Origin of the sequence: Deferribacter abyssi, assembly GCF_049472655.1 — a bacterium.
GTDB lineage: Bacteria > Chrysiogenota > Deferribacteres > Deferribacterales > Deferribacteraceae > Deferribacter > Deferribacter abyssi.
Genome location: NZ_JAQNCS010000002.1, coordinates 1 through 19106 on the forward strand (window position 1 = coordinate 1; position 19106 = coordinate 19106).

The window sequence follows — 19106 nt, forward strand, 5'->3', positions numbered from 1 at the left end:
ATTAAACTCACCTATTTTTTTGTAAAACATAAGTTTGAGAAAAACACATTTTGGTTCACTATAAAGAAACTGTTTACTTAATGCTCAGGCTACGTAAAACTGATATCACCAGCAAAGAGGAAAACAGTGAACCGTAAAGAGAAACTAAGGGAAATTATCTATATTATCTCTAATATCAGTGCCACTTTTTAAACGTAAATTGAATACATCACTACTATTGGCGCAATTTCCTAAAAAATCTTTTCATAATATATTTTATTTCATTTGCCAATAAACCATATTTATATATAATTTTATGATTGTAAGGAATGTCAAAAAGTCTTGCATTAGAAATAACTCCACCAAATTTGGGTTCAATAACCCCAAATATTATTTTATCTAATCTACAATGAAGCAACGCACCTGCGCACATTACACAAGGCTCACACGTAACATACATCTTACAATCTTTTAAACGCCAATCTCCCAACAGTTTAATAGCTTTATTTAAAGCATCAATTTCCGCATGTAATAATGCATTCCTTTTTTCTTCTTTTCTATTCCTTCCGTACGCAATAATTTCATTATTTTTCACAATAACAGCTCCTACAGGCACATCACCTTTCTCACAGGATATAAGTGCCTGAGAAATAGCTTTCTTCATAAAATATATATCCCAATTATTAAACAAATTCATTGCAATCCATCAACGATCTAACCATGCCTGCAAAAACTACTGCAGCCGTTTCAGCCTTAATTACACCTTTTAGTGGTGATATTAAAACAAACCCTTGTTCTTTTAGTGCAGTTACCTCATTATCCGACAAACCGCCTTCAGGACCAATAAATATAGAAACTGTTTTTTCAATTTTGTTAATAAATTTCTTTTTTTCAACTTTTTCATAAAAACATAGCTTCATAGCACTATTATCATTAATATTAAATACTGACTCACACAAACTTAATTTTGGTAAAAAGTTCAAATCTGCCTGCATAGCTCCATTAATCAATAATTTTTTATATCTTAGTAATTTTTTTTCTGTAACATTTTTTATACTGTATTCAGTTAACACTATAATTACCTCATAAACCCCTAATTCACCATACTTCTCAATCACAAAATCCATATATTCACGTTTCATATTTCCTTGATAAACTTTTATTATTTTTTCACTCACCTCATATTGTTTTACTTCAATCCTTTCACAAAGTATAAACTTCTTTTTTATACTTTTTATGTTATATAACCCTTTTTCCAATTTTGAATAAACATATAGATTATCACCAACTTTTTTCCTTAAAACATTTTTTACATAATGTGTATTTTCGTAAGACAACAAAATTTCTTTAGATAGTCTATCGACATCCTCGTAAACAGATGCTAATCCAGACATCGTACTACCTCAAAATCAAACTCTCCGGTTGTTTCATTAAGTATTAAAGCACTTAAATTAAAACCATAAACACAACCAGTATCAATATTAATTGAAACTATCCCTTCTTTATTCCTATTCACAAAAGGCTTATTTTCCTCACTGAATTTTTGTACGGGTGTATGTCCATGAATAATAATCGTATTTTCAATTTTTTTATTAAAACTATCAATCTCTCTGCTCCAAATGTAAGGATAAAATATCTTTTTTTCATTCTCTGTAGCTATATCGTTATGAAACTCAGGTGGGATATTCATTTTTAAACACCCAGCATGACTAAAAAAGTATTTCTCAACCCCCTTCACGATATAATAAATTTTAAAATTTTTTATAATGTTTAAATAATCACCATATTTTCTAACAAAATCTTTTTTTATATCCTGAAAAGAAATCAATCGTAAACACATCTCATCGTCAAAAGATTTTACAGTCATTCTACCTCCATTTTCAAACCAAACATTAACATCATACTTACCTTCAGAAAAAAAATAATCTAACATCATATCTTCATGATTACCTAATAGAAAAATTGAATTGTAATGTTTGGAAAAATTATTAATAAAATCCAATACAACTTTAGAATTACTGCCTCTATCAATCAAATCACCTAAAAAAATAAACGTTTCTACATTATACTTAGCAAACAATCTATCCATAAGTTTATTTAATGTTTTTATACATCCATGAATATCACCAATAGCAGCTAACATCTTTTTAATCTTACTCCCCACCAACCATCAACAATACTTTCCCTATCAATTTGGTAATTATTTAATACTTCGTTAAGAAATATATCTCTCTCCCCATACAATATACCTGAAAATATAATAAATTTAGGATTCAACCCAAAGATTAGGTCTTTAATCGCCAGAAGAACGCTGCTTACAATATTTGCAACCACAATATCCACATAAACAGATGTTTTAAAAGAATCAACTGAACCACACCACATATGAATATTACTAACATTATTCAATTGGCAATTTTCTTTAAAGTTAATAAATGTGTTAATATCATAATCACATGCATAAACTTTTTTAGCACCTTTCATAGCAGCAAATATCGATAGTATTCCACTTCCAGCACCAACTTCTAACACCACACTATCTTTTACTAATGTTTCCAATAGTCTTGCTGCAATTTTCGTAGTGGGGTGTTCACCTGTACCAAAAGCCATTGAGGGATTAATATATATAACATCTCTATCATCAAATTGTTTTAAAGAATGTGTATAATATGTAGTATATGTAAGCCAACCATCTTTTAAATATTCTTTCCATTTTATACTCCAATCTTCATCTTTAATTATTTGTAGATCAAATCTTACATTATATTTTTTTAATTTTTCAGTTAAATCATCTTCTGAATAAATGTTATACTCTTTTTCATCTTTAAAAAATTCTTCCACAACCATTGATGATAAGTCCTCATCCTGCTCTAATAAATAAAAATCATCTTTGTTGATTTTAAATTTGTACATAACACCCTCATATAAAAATCATAATAACAGAAGATAAAAGTGAAATTAATAACATTATTTTTAAAAAATAATTCCCAAGGTATTCATAACTTATCTTAAATTTTAAAATATAATTTTCAATTACTAAATTTTTAATATAACTAAAAAAACCTAAAGATAAAAACAAAATGTAACCCATACCAAAAACATATTTATTAAAATTATATTCATTTATTAAAATGCGATAAAAAGGATAAAGAATAATAAGTACAGCCATAGGATCTATAACCTGCAATAAAATAAAACTCACACATAATAGAAATACAATAATTATATATCTATCAGAAAAAAAAGAAGTAAAAAAATTTGATGTAAGTATATTATATTTACCATAAATAATTACCATATTCATAAAAAAAAGCATAATTAGAATAGAAACTATCACACCACTTCTAAATAAAACATCCCTAACCAACAAAGCATTTTTCACAACATTTAATTTACCTGTAAATAAAAAAAATAAAAATGTAAACATTACAGTAACAGATATAACCTTCATAATTGATTCTGGAATAAAAATATAGTAGTAAAAAAAGATTGTAATAAATATATAAAACAACACATCAAACATATCAGTTTTTTTATTTATAAATCTAAAATTTTTATTTCTCAACAAAAACAGATAACCTACTAAAAAAAAGATATGCGATAACAATATAAACATTATTATAACTGTTTTTATAGGTAACCTTAAAAGATAAGCATATATCAATATAGGAATAGAAATTGGACTTATAAAATTAAATACTGAAAAAAATTGCGCTAAACATATTTTATTTTCATCACTAGCAAAACAATTTATTTTAAGAAACCTAACTATATAACTATTCGCAAATACTGCTGAAGGTAAAAAAGTAGTAGTTAAAAAAAACATCATATAAAACTTAAAAAATTTAGGAATTTTTAACTTCAAAATACAAAACAAAATACTATCAAACACTTTATATTTTATCAAAAACTGTGATAATAACAACAAAAACGGAATCACGAACAACTCATCAGATGCTACAACTCTTTTTAATGAAATGTACATTAGAAACTGCAACTGATCTAAATTTATATTTAAAAAAAAAGCAAACAGCAAGGAAATACTTACCAAATATGTAAAAATGTTAACTCTAAGATATAAAAAAAGCACTGTTAAAACAAAAACAAATATCAAAACCATTTTTTCATTCTGCCATAAATAAAAATCATCATTATACTAATATAAAAATAGAAATATTTTGTATTATAAGTAAATAAAGCAATAAATACTATTAAGAATAAGTTATTCAAGACGTTCTGTTGTTTATTTTTATATTTTTCAAAAGAATACATTTTTCCACTAATCAATGATATGATAGAGATTAAAACTAAGAAATTTATCAAAAAATTATGCAAATTTATATTAATATCAAAATCATTAAAATTATTTACATATACCAAAGAAATAAAAAGCATAAAAGCAAATATTAAGTTGTAAAATATTATTCTAATCGAAACACCTCATCTACAATTTTTTTATCAACAAACTCATAAAATACATTATAATGTTTGTAATAAAAGTTCTCCCAAACTTTTTTCTCTTTATCAGTTAATGGTATAATCTGAATATTGGAATGTAATATAATCCTGTAATAATCATCAAAATTTATTTTTTCAGCCAATTTATATTCATATATAGTTGCCTTCTCTAATGCATCTAAAATTATTTTTTTAGTTTTCAAATTTAGTTCTTTCCAAAATCTCACGCTACTAATAAAAGCATACCCTAAAAAACCATTATTGGTAATAGTTAAATATTTTTGATACCTAAAAAATTGCTGTGTATAAATATTATTGTAAGTGTTTTGCTGACCATCTATCAAACCCGCTTTAAGTAAATCCACTACAATCCTAAACGGTTTTGTAACAGGGACTGCATCAACAATCTCTAGAGATTTATTTATAACTTTACTTCCCTGGGTTCTTATCTTCAGTCCTTTTAAATCTTGTGGATATTTTATTCTTTTTTTATTATTTGTAAAAACTTTAAATCCATTATCCCACATAGCCAATAAAACATAACCTTTTTCATATGATTTATTTCTCAATAAACTACCAATTTTACCAAAATAACTTCTATGAACATGCTGAATATTCTTAAACAAATATGGTATGTCATAAATCTGAAATTCCGGTACTATATCTGCAAATTTTGAAAAACTAGGAACTGCAAATTGTATCAAACCTTTCTTTAAAGCAACTAATGCTTCTCTATCATCAAAGAGAATACCTTCTGGATAAATTTCTATCTTTATTGCACCTTTGCTCTCTTTCTCCACAATTTTTTTAAAGTATACTACAGCTCTTCCTTTAGGACTATTATTTTTGACCACATGACTAATTCTCAACAACAATTGTGACCAAACAATTCCATTGAAGAAAAAAAACAAAAATATTGTTAGTAAAATTTTGTTCTTCATTTCTTTAAATATTTATTAATTTTTCTATGAAGAGTTGAAATATCAATTTTTGCAAACTTGGCAGCTTCAGACATATTGTTACCAGAAATCATTAAAAGTTTTCTAATATAATCCTTTTCAAATTCTTCCTTTGCAATTTTATAAGGTTTAATCCTCTTTATATCTACTTGACTTAACTCATTTGGTAAGTATTTATCTGTTAAAACTTCTCCATCTTCTAATGCAACACACCTTTCAATTACATTTTCCAATTCTCTCACATTCCCGGGCCACTCATACTCATAACAAAACTTATAAAATTCGGATGAAATCTTTTTAATATTTTTACAAAACTCTTTAGAGTATTTTTTCACGAAATACTCCACTAAATATGGGATATCCTCTTTCCTTTCCCTTAATGGTGGGACTTCAATTTTTATCACATTCAGTCGATAATATAAATCTTCCCTAAAACTACCTTTAGCCACCTCTTCTTTCAAATTTTTATTAGTTGCAGCTATAATTCTAACATTCACATTAACTATATTAGAAGACCCCAATCTTTTTATCGTTCTTTCTTGAATTACCCTAAGCAACTTTGCCTGAAAATTAAGCGTTGTTTCAGCAATTTCATCCAAAAATATAGTACCACCATTTGCTTCTTCGAAATACCCCTTTTTATTAGTATATGCACCGGTAAAAGCTCCCTTTTCATATCCAAAAAAAAGACTTTCATATAAATTTTCTGGTATTGCAGCACAGTTTACTGGTAAAAATCGATTATTCCTTCTGTCACTCAAACTATGAATAGCCCTTGCAATCAACTCTTTGCCTGTGCCTGATTCTCCAGTAATTAGCACATTACTATTGATACTAGCAATTTTTTTTATAAGAGACAAAATATCAAGCATTTGTTTACTTTTAGCAATAATATTCTCAATACCATAAACTTCTTTAATATTTTCTTGTAAATTTTTTAACTCAGTTTTTAATTGACTATTTTCGAGGGCTTTTTTTATTCTAACAGTTACTTCTTCCAAATCATCAAACGGCTTTGTTATAAAATCAAAAGCTCCTTTTTTAATAGCTTCTACAGCTTTCTCAATGGAAGCATAAGCTGTAATTAATATAACAGTGATATCTGGATAGTTTTTGATTATATAATCTAATACTCCCAACCCATCTATTTCAGGCATTAAAATATCAGTAATCACTAAATCAGGATAAATCTTATCTATGTCTTCTAATGCTTTTAAGGGAGAATCATATTTATACACCATTATATTTTTATCATCCATCAATAAAGCCTCAAAAAAATCAAGAGTATAACGTTCGTCATCAATAACAAATATTTTATTCATTGCTACTACCTCATGAGATAATTATTTTAAATTCCGTATAAAAATTTTCTTCCGATTTCACAGCAATATTCCATCCATGCTCTTCCACTATGCTCTTAACAATAGCAAGCCCCAAACCAGTACCCTTTCCAACCTCTTTGGTAGTAAAAAAAGGATCAAAAATTTTAGATTTAACATCACTTGATATACCTATACCATTATCTCTCACAGTAAGAACCTTTTTCCCTTCAATATATTCAAATTTTATATCAATATTTCCGCCAATATTTAATGCATCTATAGCATTGGATAAAATATTAATGATTACCTGATGAACTTTGCCTCTATTACCATAAATTATGGAATCACATGAAATTTCTACATTAACATTTATATTTTTCTTTTTTAAAGATGAACCAAGAATTTTTAGAGCAAAATCAATTGACTCCTTTATATCAAAATTACTGTATTCTCCCTCCTTATGTCTTGCAAACAATAATAAATTAGAAACAATATTCTTTGTATCCTTGCTAGCATCTATAATTGTTTTAACAAGTTTTTTTTCATAACTACCCTCAGGAAGTCTCTTATCCAAAAGCTGAGCAAAATTTAAAATTCCTACAAGTGGATTATTGATTTCATGTGCAACTCCCCCGGCAAGCAACCCCAAAGCAGATAATTTCTCTCTTTCGATCAGCTGAGCTTCAAGCGCTCTTATTTTAGACATATCTCTAATTATCATTAGGCTATGTTTATCGCTTTCATTAATTATTTCTAAAGCTGAAATTCTTACTGGTATACTTTTATCATTTTTTTGTATATAAGTATCGTAATGTTCAACAAATCTATTGTCTTTTAAGAGTTCAAATAACTGATTATCATTTATAAATTTCCTTATATCATCATCTTCCAGTTTTTTGCTAAAGAAAAGTTTTTGAGCTTGAATATTTGCTGTTAAAATTTTGTAATTGGCATCAAAAGTAATTATAGCATCAGGAATATTTTCAAGTATATTTCTCAAATAATTCTCGCTCTCCTGCACTTGAATTTGCAAATTAACCAAATCCGTTAAATCCCTTATGAGCTCTACAACAGCTACAACTTCACCTTGACTATTAAGCAATGGAGACAATATAACATCATAATGCCCAGTTTTACCTTTTATAAAATCCTTGTATCTACGAGTTTTAACTTTTTTATCTTTTACCACATCTTTTAAATTGCAATTTTCACAAATATCTTCATTTCCACAAATTGACAAAAAACACTTTTCACCATCGCTCAAATTAACTAAGTTTTTAATAAAGTTATTTGCCCACAAGATATTGTAATTTTTATCAACAAGAACAACACCTTCTCCAATAGCTTCAACTATACTTTCAAACTTCTCATGCTCAAACTCAAATAAATGTTCAAACTTTTCCCTCTCATAATAAAATTTTCCAATATAATATCTAATGAGAATTAGCATGGTTATAAAAATAATACCAATTAAAACGTTTATGAAAGAAATTTTCTTTAATTCATTGAGTATTCTAAAATAGTCTGTTTTATTTGATAAAATGAATACCCTAATATTATCATAAAGTATATCTGAACTAACTATATAATTTAAATTTTCATAACTTACCGTATAATACTTTTTATTTAAAAATTTTAGGCCATACAATGAATCACTTAAAAAATAAGTTTTATCATCTTTTATTAAAGCAAAATAAAAATTATTCGGAACGACTTCGTCCACTATTTTCTTAACTTTTTGATATTTAATAACTAAATAATTATCTTTTTTATAAACGTAAATTATATAAGGAACCTCCCTAATAATTCTAATTAGATATAAATCATTGATTCCACTTAAAAAAGAATATATGTCATTAATATAAACATCAGAATTATCAAGAATAAGCTTTTTATTTTTAAAAATTTGAATCCCATCATTATCTACAGTTCCATTATCCTCAATTAAATCGATTATATTTGCAGCCTTTCTTTGAAATTCAATAAAATTACTTTCAATTTTATTTTTAAATTTTGATATCAATTCATTCTGAAAAGAGTAAGCATAGTTTATCAATTTTGAATTGCTTTTTATGTCTATAAAAACAGCAGAACCAAAAATGAACAGTAAAAAAATGAATAAAAAAAGTAATATTTCATATGTTTCAATATATTTAAAATAATTTTTAACAAAGTCCATCAAAGCCTTTTTTAGCTAAAAGATGATACACAACTATAGCAACAGAATTTGATAAGTTCAAGCTCCTCATCCCTTCTATCATCGGAATCCTATATAAATAATCTTTATATTTTTCCCTTATCCATTCCTGTAAACCATAAGATTCGTTTCCAAAAATTAAAATAGTATCCCTTTCAAAATCCTCTTCTATTTCGGTAAAATAGCTGTTCCCAAATTTTGAAATAAATCTGTAATCATATTCCTTTTGTTTAAAGTTCTCAAAAAATTCATTTATACTTTTTATCCACTCCCAATCCACATAATCCCAGTAATCCATCCCTGCTCTTTTAAGATATTTATTTGAAAGACTAAAACCAAGTCTTCCAACTAATAATAACTTCACACCCGTAGCTGCGCAAAGTCTTGCAATGTTACCTGTATTTTGTGGTATTTCTGGCTCAAAAAGAGCAACAATCATTTTCTAACCGTAAATTCAGGTTCACTAATAAATGTTGATTTGCAAGAAGGACATTTAGAAAGCTTTTTAAAATGCTTTAAATTTGTAAATTTAAAACCACATTTCTTACATTGAGAATTACGAATTTCAATTCTAAAATGACTTTTATTTATTTCCTTCAAGTGTTCTATAATCTCTTTTTCACTCAAAGAAAGTGTTTTGGAAAGTTCCTTTGCAGTGAAATAACCACTAGTTAAAATAGAAATTATTTCCTGTCTAACAGTTCCCATAATACTGCCCTACACAAAAACATTAACTCTATCACAATCACCCCATATAGATTCCAAATCGTAAAAACTTCTACTATCTTCAGTCATAAGATGAACAATCACATCTCCAAAATCAACACAAACCCATTTCGACTTACCTATCCCATCTACCCCAGTTGGAATCACACCTTTTTGTTTCATTTCAAAAAGCAAAGCATCAGTTACGGCATTTAGATGTACTTCTGAATTACAAGTACAAATTACCATATAATCAGCCAAAGAGGAAACAGGTGAAATATTAAAAGCAACAATGTTCTCACCTTTTTTATCATCAAGTATTTTTACAATTTCTTTCAAATTTTCCATCACACCTCCTGATATAATTTATTTTTTTGAATATAATCTCTGACAACCTTAGGTAAACAGTCAAAAATAGTTTTATCTTTAAATTTTTTTCTTATCACAGTACTAGAAATAGGAATCTCATTAATTTTATACAAAATTATTACTCCTTCTTTTTGATCAACATAATCAGATAAATCAATAACTAATGATTTTAATTCTTTAGGTATTTTACTCATCATTTTATCAAAAGGCATTTCTTTTCTATTTGCAACAATAAAATTAGAAAATTTAAACAACTCTTTCCAATTCTGCCAAGTATCTATAGTAGCAAAAATATCACTACCAGTTAAGAAAAAAAGTGTATCTTCAGGATACATCTTTTTAAAATGTTTTAATGTTTTATAAGTAAAAGAAACTCCTTCTTGCTTTAACTCAAAATCTGATACTTCAAAGTTTCCTGTCAAACAATTATCCAAAGCCAGCTTTACCATTTCATACCTCTTCTCAGCAGGCACTAAGCCTAGGTTTTTATGAGGAGGTATTTTTGCAGGAATAAAAAAGAATTTACTTACATTAAAATCTTCATATACCTTCTTAGCTAACTCTATATGACCATTATGTATTGGGTTAAATGTCCCTCCAAAAAGTACTATTCTCAATTAATCAACCCTTCATCACCTTATATGTCCATTACCATAAATAACATATTTTGTTGTTGTTAAATCATAAGCTCCCATGGGACCTCTACAGTGAAGCTTTTGAGTACTGATTCCAATCTCAGCTCCAAGTCCAAATTCTGCACCATCAGTAAACCTTGTAGAAGCATTAACATAAACTGCAGCAGCATCTACTTCGTCTAAAAATTTTTGTGCAATAGAGTAGTTCTCAGTAACAATTGCTTCCGAGTGTGAAGATCCGTATCTATTTATATGATCTATCGCTTCATCAATAGATCCCACTATTTTTATAGACAAAATTAGATCTAGATATTCTGTTTCCCAGTCATCTTCAGTAGCGGGAATAATATCAATTATTTTCATTGTCCGCCAACACCCTCTTAATTCTACACCCACTTTTTCGTACTCATCTTTAAGTATAGGTAAAATCTCTTCAGCCACATCTTTATGAACTAAAAGTGTTTCCATAGCATTACATACTCCAGGACGCTGAACCTTAGCGTTAAAAGCAATCTTTACAGCTTTATCAATATCTGCATCCTTATCGATATACACATGGCACAACCCTTTATCATGCTTAACAATTGGAATTAGACTGTTTTCTGTCACAAACTGAATAAGCCCTTCTCCACCTCTTGGTACAATTAAATCTATGTAATTCTTTGCTTTTAGCATATCATAAATAAGTTTTCTCTCACTGTCTTCTATTACCAAAACAGTCTCTCTCATCAAGCCACAATTAACAATGGTATCTTGGATTATATTACCTAAAATTCTATTTGAGTTAAAAGCCTCTTTACCACCTCTTAAAACAGCAGCATTACCCGACTTTAAACAAAGAGCAGCTGCATCAACAGTAACATTTGGTCTTGACTCAAAGATAATACCTATTACACCAATAGGCACTCTTACTTTATATATTTTCAAACCATTAGGTCTTTTATACCCTTTTTCAACCACTCCTACTGGGTCATCCTGACTTAGTATATCCAAAACCCCTTGTATCATTGAATCTATTCTATTATCATTTAATAGCAATCTATCCATAAGAGCTTTATTTAGCCCCACTTTTTCACCATTAGCTAAATCTTTAGCATTTTCTTCTTTTATCTTGCATCTATTTTTATCCAAATTATCAGCAAGTTGTTTTAAAATATCATTTTTAGTTTCAGTTTTTAAATGCATTAATTTTAGTGAAGCTTCTTTTACCTTTTTTAACTGCTCTAAAAAACTCATCTACTCCTCCAAAAAATCTGATAAAACAAAATCATCTCTATGTACTACCTCATCGCTAAATTTATAACCCAATATATTTACTATCTCAGAAGTCTTTTTTCCTTTAATTTTTTCAATTTCAATATTACTGTATCTCACCTTGCCTCTTCCAAGCTCCTTACCCTTTTGATCAACAATTCTTACTACATCTCCTATATTGAAACGACCATTAACTTTCACTATACCACTTGGTAAAAGAGACTTTTTATCACAAACCACGGCTTTCTTTGCTCCCTCATCCACAACAATCTCCCCTTTTGGAATAGCTGCATATGCAATCCATAGTTTTCTTTTTTTTAGAGGATCTTCAAGATGAGAAAAATATGTACCTATATTATTACCATTTAAAAATCTTTTAATATTTTCAGGGTTTCTTCCATTTACTATACCAACATAACACCCAGCATTCAGTGCTTTTTTTGCAGCTAAAACCTTAGATTTCATCCCACCCGTTCCAACAGATGTAATAGAATCTCCAGCCATACCAAGTAACTTACTATCAAAATATTTTATTTCAGAAATCAAAGTTGCATTACTATCCTGGGAAGGATCAGCTGTAAAAAACCCATCCACATCAGATAAAATCAATAACAATTCAGCACTTATTAAACCAGCCATAAGAGCAGATAAGTTATCATTATCACCAAAGCTGTCAACAAACTTTAACTCTTCCACAACCACAGTATCATTTTCATTTACGATAGGTATTACATTATTATTAAAAAGTTCTCTAATAGTATATTTAGCATTAAGATATCTTCTTCTGTTTGAAAAATCATCTTTCGTTATCAAAATTTGAGCCACTTTTAGACCATAATATTCAAATGCATTTTCATAAATTTGTATTAATTTTGGTTGTCCAACAGCCGCGCAAGCTTGCCGTTTAGAAATCTCTTTTGGCTTCTCTTGTAATCCCAAAACCTGGATTCCTGCTGCTACAGCACCAGAACTAACAATAAGTATGTTTTGTATTTTTGACTTAATTTCAACTATTACTTGAGCAAGACTTTTAATATAATTATGATCGATTATAGAAGATTCATTTGTTAAGATATTACTACCAATTTTGATGACTAAAGTATTAATACGTGGCAATCTTCTCATAAATTTATCAGCTGGGGCGGCAGGATTCGAACCTGCGAATGGCGGATCCAAAGTCCGCTGCCTTGCCAGCTTGGCGACGCCCCAATTAAAATCCGTCGCTCTAAATATATAAATTTCTCAAACTTGTCAAGCGATTTATGTTCTGACGTCTACTCATTTCTTATAAAACCTTGTATTTATAAATTTCCAACCAAAATATTTTTCATAGTTTTCCGACAACAACAAACTTCATTTATTTTTTTTATATCTCAAATATCTATCAATCACTCTTTTTATTTCATCAAGACTAAAAGGTTTTATAAGATAATCGTCAAATCCATATTCCTTATAATTAGAAATTGCATCATTATTCGAATAACCACTAGTAACTACTACATACAAATCAGGATTTTCATTTTTAATTTTTCTTACAGTTTCAACACCACCAATTCCACCAATAATTGTTAAATCTAAAAAAATTATATCAAATTTAGCAACTTTAATTGCTTCAACAACTTCTTCACCACTCTTAGACACCTCAATTTGACAACCAAGAGATCTAATCAACATTTCAAATGAATCTCTTAACATTTTTTCGTCATCCATATAAAGTATTTGAAGATTATATTTAGGCATCATTTCCATTTGAAATGTTTCCGTACAATCATCATCATATACTTCTAACAAAATTATAAACTCAGCACCTTTATCAACTCTTTGATTTAAATATATTATCCCATTATGTTTTTTTATTATTGAATAACATACTGACAATCCAAGACCATGCCCTTTTTCTTTTGTACTAAAATAAGGCTCAAATATTTTATCAGATAATTCATGTGGTATACCAGGACCATTATCCTTAAATCTAATCTCAATATATTTTCCAGGCAATAATCCAAAAAAATTATTTTCATTTAACAATTTTTCTGTTGTGCTTATTACTATTTCACCATCGTTTTTTATAGCATCTCTTGCATTTAAAAGTAAATTTGTAAACACTTGTGCCAGTTGATGTGGATCAGCCTCACAAATAACGGGTTTTTCAAGAAAATTTCTTTTTACTTGAATAGCAGTACCACTTAAAACAATTTCAACACAATCATTAATAATACTAATTATATCAACCTTCTTTTTAACAGGCTCTCCACCTTTAGAAAATGTAAGTAACTGCTTAGTAATCCCAATCGATTGCTCTACTATTTTATCTATACCAACAGCAATATTTTTAACAAAAACATCATCATAATTTGCAAGAAGATTTGCATAATTTCTTATGGCTGCAAGGTAATTATTAAAATCGTGAGCCAACCCCCCAGCAAATTTACCAATTGATTCAAACTGTTTTGCTTGATATAAACGGCTCTCTATCAATCTTTTCTCAGTGATATCACTAAAAACAAAAACAGCTCCAGATATCTTGCTCTTCGCATCATAAAGTGGAGCAAAACTATCACTTATATATATTGGTGAACCATCATGTAATTTTAATATACAATCATTTTCCAACTCACCTTTTATCCCTTTTTTGAAGATTTCATTGAAAGGTATATTAATTCTTGTACCATTTTTATAAATTTTTATTATTTCATTAAAATCTTTTCCATATAAATTAAAACCCCTAAGCTTTAAAATATCCAATGCAGCTTCATTATAAAAAATAATCTTCATATTTTTATCTATACCTATTACACCTTCAGATATTGACTTTAAAATTGCATTTAGTTTTTCTTTTTCTTCAACTACTTTATTTATGGCATTTTTAAGCTCTGTGATATCAATAGCATACCATGCAATTGTTTTTTTAGAATATCCCAAATCAATGGGTATTACTCTTCCTTCAAAATATTCATACCCTTCTTTTACAGATAACTCATATCTAATTATTTGTAATTTATTGGTCTCAATCACTTTTTTTATAATATTCATAAACTCTCTGGATTTCGATTCATCCATTACTTCACTAATCTTTTTACCTAATAGTTTTTCTTTAGAATCATATAGTAAACCTTCATTAGATGTTATAATCTCTAAATAAGTGCCGTCTTCATCAAAAATAAAAATAACATGAGGTGCAGAATTGAGAATTAAGTTTAGTCTTAATTCACTTTCAGATAATTTTCTAAGAGCATTTTTTAACTCTGCAGTTTTAATCTCAATTTTTCTATGTAAGTATTTATTGAAAATAAATAAAAGAAAAGATACTCCTATTAAAATTACTAATATAGTTACAACTAAAAAGTTAAAATGTTTATGGCTATCAACATAATTATTAAAAAATAAATTTAACCTCTTATAATAGTAAGAGTGCCTATTTTCAATTAATTTCCTCAATTCATCATCTATTTTTGAAATTACATTATCGTCAAAATCCTTATTAAAGGCAAAAACAACCTTAACAGGATTAAAAATCAAATTAGTTTTATATAATTTACTATTTTTTAATTGTGTTAAATAAAGCCTACTTACTAAACCAGCCTCCCCTTCTCCTTTGATCAGTCCACTAATTATATGATCATAATCCTCTTTTACAATAATATTCGATTTTACATTAAAACTACTTAAATTACTTGCTAATCCTTGTGAACCTTTAAAAAAAACATCATTATTGACTACAAGAATTGTCTTTCCACTAAGATCCTGCATAGATTTTATGTTATTATCAATAGAAATTATTTGCCCCCAGTTAGTCAATAAAGGAAAATCAGGAGAGGTGAATTTCATAAATTGTAAACGTTCAATAGAATAACCAATAGGTAATAAAATATCTATTTTCCCTTCTACTAGTTCTTTATATAACTTGTCCCAACTCCCTGTTATTATTTCATATTTTATACTCCTCTTTTCAGCAACATATTTGAAAATATCTACAATGAATCCACCTATTTTATTACCTTTCACATACGAAAGTGGGGGATTATGCCAAATACCAACCTTAAAAGTTTCAGCGTAATTTAAATTTGGTAAAAAAAGAATAAATAGAAATACAATGTATAATATAAGCCTTATAAGCATAATAAATTATAACACTTTATAAATTTTTTATCAATATCAATTGACTTTAATAAATTCTATTTTATTTTGTAGTTATGCTTATTAAAGATTAAAATTTGAGGAGATGAACATGATAGAGCTATTAAGAAAAAGAAGAAGCATTAGACAGTTTCAAGACAAACCAATTGAGGCCGAAAAAATTGAAATTTTAAAGGAAGCTATCCTTCGCTCACCATCATCAAGAAACTTAACCCCTTGGGAATTTATCTTCGTTGATGACAAGAATATTCTAAAACAGCTATCAACTGCAAAAGCACACGGATCATCTTTTATTAAAAGTGCATCTTTAGCCGTAGTAATAATAGCAGATACAAACAAATCAGATGTTTGTATTGAAGATTGCTCAATAGCAGCAATTACATTACAGTATACGGCAGAATCTTTGGGACTTGGTAGTTGTTGGGCTCAAATAAGGTTAAGAGAACATAATAATGAAATAAGCGCGGAAGATTATGTAAAAAACGTACTAAATATTCCAAGAAATTATATGATTGAATGTATCATTGGGATTGGCTACCCAGCTGAAAAAAAGGAAGGACACCCTAAAAATAGCTTACAATACAATAAAATTCATTGGGGGAAATATGAATAAAACGTTAATAATTATATTACTTATTTTACTACCTTTTTATCTATTCGCACTTGAAATACCAAGTAATATTGCAGACTATAAATTAGTAGTTTTAAAGAGAGGTAAAGACGCTAAAAATGATATTTATATGCTACATGGAAAACATATAAAACTAGAAGATGCTTACGTTGCTACATATAAATTGAAAAACAATATTGCATATATATGGTTATCAAAATCTTACACTCCAATAGAAGCAAAAGAACAAATTGAAATAATGGCTCAAAAAATACAAAATAGCAAAGTTTATTCACAGCCTAAATTACTAAAAGTAAAAGATGTTGCAATTTATGAAACTTTTGGTTTTAATATGGTAAACTATTTTTACAATATTAAATCATGGAATGTATGGATTGCAATTAAGTCAGATAAACCAAAAATATTCCTTGAATCATTTTTTAAAATATTTAACGGGAAATTTTAGCTATCATGATTGAAAATGTATTGTATAAAGAACATAGTCATTATTTAAAACGACATGCAAACAATCCCGTTGCATGGCAAATTTGGAATAATGAAACACTAGAGCTTGCCAAAAGATTGAATAAACCCATTTTCATAAGTATCGGATACTCATCCTGTCACTGGTGCCACATAATGGCTCACGAATCTTTTGAAGATAATGAAACTGCAAGTATTTTAAATGAAAATTTTATCCCCATAAAAATTGATAAAGAAGAATACCCAGAGATTGATAAAAAGTATCAATTCTATATTCAAATTACAAATAAACAAGGTGGATGGCCTTTATCCGTTTTCGCAACTCCTGAAGGAGAACCTTTTTTTGCTGGTACATATTTTCCAAAAGAGGAAAAATACGGAATAATATCTTTAAAAAATTTATTGAATCAAATGATAAATATCTTCCATAATCAGTCTGAACAAATTGATAAATCTATTAAGAAATATAACCAATTTATTTCAGATTTTTATAAAATCGATAATTTTCCACTTCACTTAATAAACATTTCACAGATTCACGAAAGAATTATATCCCTTTTAGATTTTAAAAAGGGAGGACTAAAAGGCAACAATAAATTCCCAAACATCCCTTATCTTCTATATTTACTGGAAAGTGAAGATGAAAATCTTCTGGACTATCTCTATCTCACTGGTAAAAAGCTAGCTCTTTCAGGATTATATGACCATATAAACGGTGGATTTTTTAGATATTGTGTGGATGAAAACTGGAGTTATCCACATTTTGAAAAAATGCTTTATGACAATGCACTCAATTCACTGTTTTTAATTAAACTTTATGAAAAAACAAAAGAACCGTTATTTTATCACATTGCAAGGAAAACTCTTGACTTCATTTTAGAAGAGTTTAATACCGAAAACGGCCTTATAGCATCGATGAATGCAGATAGCCTAAATGAAGAAGGAAAATTTCAAGAAGGCTATTTTTACCATCTACATGAAGAACAATTATCTATCTTACCTCAAAACTTACAAAACTTTATAATAAATAACAATGGGTTCATATACTTGAAAGATAACGTTGATTATGAAACATATAAAAAACTTGATATTTACTTTGAAAAAATATCAGAAAACCATACCAAAGAAAAACCTGAAAAAGACAATAAAATAATCTGTAGCTGGAATATGCTTTTTGTGGATGCACTGCTGACATTTGCAGAAATTACTAATGATGATTACTATTTCAACCATGCAGTCTCACTATTTAACAAGTTGAAAACCTTTCAAATATCAAAATCTCGTATTTACAGAATCAACTATCACAGTGAAATATTTAAACATGAAACCCTTGAAGATTACTCATTTACCATTATGGCACTCATTCACTTTTTTGAAATGACAAAAGAAAAGGAGTTTTTATCTCTAGCCAACTCAATAACTAAGACAACATTTGAAAAGTTTTACAATGAAAACTACCTTTTTCTCGACATAAACAAAAGTATCTTAGATACCTTTGATGATGCAATCTATTCCCCTGTTGGAATTATGGGGTTAAATCTGCATAAATTAACCAATTATATCAGTAACGATAACTTTAATACTATAAAATCAATTTTTATTGATAGAGGAATAAAATATTCAACAGGTCATCCTACAATATTAAGATTAATAAGGAGGGTTGTTGATGATTGACAAAAATACAACCATTGAAGAACTGGTAAATATAAAACCATCCAGCGTGGATTTTCTAAGAAAAAAGGGAATTATATGTGTCAAGTGTGGCGAACCTATCTGGGGAACAGTTTTTGAGGTGTGTAAAGAAAAAGGCTTTAGTGATGAAGAAATAGAAAATATAATTAAAGAGTTAAATAACCTTCCTTAATCAACTTTAAATCATTATCAAAATAACATATATCCTTTCACCAGTTATTAGATATGAAAAAATCCTTTACATCTAAGCAATCTTACATTAATTTCTGCAGACTTTATGAAGAACTCTTTAAAAATGAAAATAAC

General features: G+C 28.1%; 19 protein-coding genes and 1 tRNA gene. 4 read left to right on the forward strand and 16 right to left on the reverse strand.

The features are described from left to right. Nucleotides 1-214: 214 nt before the first annotated feature. The 16 genes from OWK30_RS01055 to OWK30_RS01130 form a co-directional block, all read right to left on the reverse strand. Complete coding sequence (locus OWK30_RS01055) at nucleotides 215-676, reverse strand: nucleoside deaminase (protein WP_423322730.1); 462 nt, start codon at nucleotides 674-676, stop codon at nucleotides 215-217. Beyond that, the gene (locus tag OWK30_RS01060; protein WP_423322732.1) at nucleotides 663-1373 is read right to left on the reverse strand and encodes an RsmE family RNA methyltransferase; all 711 of its coding nucleotides are present in this window, start codon (nucleotides 1371-1373) and stop codon (nucleotides 663-665) included. Before OWK30_RS01060 ends, OWK30_RS01055 begins: the two co-directional genes overlap by 14 nt. Then, on the reverse strand, nucleotides 1361-2122 hold the full coding sequence (locus OWK30_RS01065) for a metallophosphoesterase family protein (protein WP_423322734.1): 762 nt from the start codon (nucleotides 2120-2122) through the stop codon (nucleotides 1361-1363). The genes OWK30_RS01060 and OWK30_RS01065 overlap by 13 nt, the downstream gene beginning before the upstream one ends. Beyond that, nucleotides 2116-2892, reverse strand: coding sequence for a 50S ribosomal protein L11 methyltransferase (locus tag OWK30_RS01070; RefSeq protein ID WP_423322736.1), 777 nt, complete (start codon nucleotides 2890-2892; stop codon nucleotides 2116-2118). The genes OWK30_RS01065 and OWK30_RS01070 overlap by 7 nt, the downstream gene beginning before the upstream one ends. A gap of 7 nt (nucleotides 2893-2899) precedes the next feature. After that, on the reverse strand, nucleotides 2900-3964 hold the full coding sequence (locus OWK30_RS01075) for a hypothetical protein (RefSeq protein WP_423322738.1): 1065 nt from the start codon (nucleotides 3962-3964) through the stop codon (nucleotides 2900-2902). A 436-nt stretch (nucleotides 3965-4400) separates the two neighbouring features. After that, nucleotides 4401-5378, reverse strand: a complete 978-nt coding sequence (locus tag OWK30_RS01080) for a DctP family TRAP transporter solute-binding subunit (protein WP_423322740.1) — start codon at nucleotides 5376-5378, stop codon at nucleotides 4401-4403. Continuing rightward, nucleotides 5375-6718, reverse strand: a complete 1344-nt coding sequence (locus tag OWK30_RS01085; protein WP_423322741.1) for a sigma-54-dependent transcriptional regulator — start codon at nucleotides 6716-6718, stop codon at nucleotides 5375-5377. Before OWK30_RS01085 ends, OWK30_RS01080 begins: the two co-directional genes overlap by 4 nt. Nucleotides 6719-6728: 10 nt before the next feature. After that, complete coding sequence (locus OWK30_RS01090; protein ID WP_423322743.1) at nucleotides 6729-8897, reverse strand: PAS domain-containing sensor histidine kinase; 2169 nt, start codon at nucleotides 8895-8897, stop codon at nucleotides 6729-6731. After that, nucleotides 8884-9354, reverse strand: coding sequence for a tRNA (cytidine(34)-2'-O)-methyltransferase (locus tag OWK30_RS01095; protein WP_423322745.1), 471 nt, complete (start codon nucleotides 9352-9354; stop codon nucleotides 8884-8886). Before OWK30_RS01095 ends, OWK30_RS01090 begins: the two co-directional genes overlap by 14 nt. Next, the gene (locus OWK30_RS01100; protein WP_423322747.1) at nucleotides 9351-9623 is read right to left on the reverse strand and encodes a transcriptional regulator; all 273 of its coding nucleotides are present in this window, start codon (nucleotides 9621-9623) and stop codon (nucleotides 9351-9353) included. Before OWK30_RS01100 ends, OWK30_RS01095 begins: the two co-directional genes overlap by 4 nt. 9 nt (nucleotides 9624-9632) lie before the next feature. Next, nucleotides 9633-9968, reverse strand: coding sequence for a ribosome silencing factor (gene rsfS, locus OWK30_RS01105; RefSeq protein ID WP_423322749.1), 336 nt, complete (start codon nucleotides 9966-9968; stop codon nucleotides 9633-9635). Then, nucleotides 9968-10606, reverse strand: a complete 639-nt coding sequence (gene nadD, locus OWK30_RS01110) for a nicotinate-nucleotide adenylyltransferase (protein ID WP_423322751.1) — start codon at nucleotides 10604-10606, stop codon at nucleotides 9968-9970. Before nadD ends, rsfS begins: the two co-directional genes overlap by 1 nt. 15 nt (nucleotides 10607-10621) lie before the next feature. Then, on the reverse strand, nucleotides 10622-11860 hold the full coding sequence (locus tag OWK30_RS01115) for a glutamate-5-semialdehyde dehydrogenase (protein ID WP_423322753.1): 1239 nt from the start codon (nucleotides 11858-11860) through the stop codon (nucleotides 10622-10624). Further along, the gene (proB, locus tag OWK30_RS01120; protein ID WP_423322755.1) at nucleotides 11861-13003 is read right to left on the reverse strand and encodes a glutamate 5-kinase; all 1143 of its coding nucleotides are present in this window, start codon (nucleotides 13001-13003) and stop codon (nucleotides 11861-11863) included. It lies immediately after the preceding gene. A gap of 11 nt (nucleotides 13004-13014) precedes the next feature. After that, nucleotides 13015-13087 (reverse strand) — tRNA-Gln (locus OWK30_RS01125). A 144-nt stretch (nucleotides 13088-13231) separates the two neighbouring features. Further along, nucleotides 13232-15997, reverse strand: coding sequence for an ATP-binding protein (locus OWK30_RS01130; RefSeq protein ID WP_423322757.1), 2766 nt, complete (start codon nucleotides 15995-15997; stop codon nucleotides 13232-13234). A gap of 109 nt (nucleotides 15998-16106) precedes the next feature. Between OWK30_RS01130 and OWK30_RS01135 the strand changes: the two genes are divergently transcribed. From OWK30_RS01135 to OWK30_RS01150, 4 genes are read left to right on the forward strand one after another with little or no spacing between them, the layout of a single operon-like run. Next, a complete protein-coding gene (locus OWK30_RS01135) occupies nucleotides 16107-16628 on the forward strand; it encodes a nitroreductase family protein (RefSeq protein WP_423322759.1) in 522 nt (173 codons plus the stop codon). Next, nucleotides 16621-17091: a hypothetical protein gene (locus tag OWK30_RS01140; RefSeq protein WP_423322761.1), complete on the forward strand. Its 471-nt coding sequence runs from the start codon at nucleotides 16621-16623 to the stop codon at nucleotides 17089-17091. Before OWK30_RS01135 ends, OWK30_RS01140 begins: the two co-directional genes overlap by 8 nt. A gap of 5 nt (nucleotides 17092-17096) precedes the next feature. Next, entirely contained in the window at nucleotides 17097-18782 is a 1686-nt protein-coding gene (locus OWK30_RS01145; protein ID WP_423322763.1) for a thioredoxin domain-containing protein, read from the forward strand. Next, nucleotides 18775-18972, forward strand: a complete 198-nt coding sequence (locus tag OWK30_RS01150; RefSeq protein ID WP_423322765.1) for a DUF1858 domain-containing protein — start codon at nucleotides 18775-18777, stop codon at nucleotides 18970-18972. The genes OWK30_RS01145 and OWK30_RS01150 overlap by 8 nt, the downstream gene beginning before the upstream one ends. Nucleotides 18973-19106: the final 134 nt, after the last annotated feature.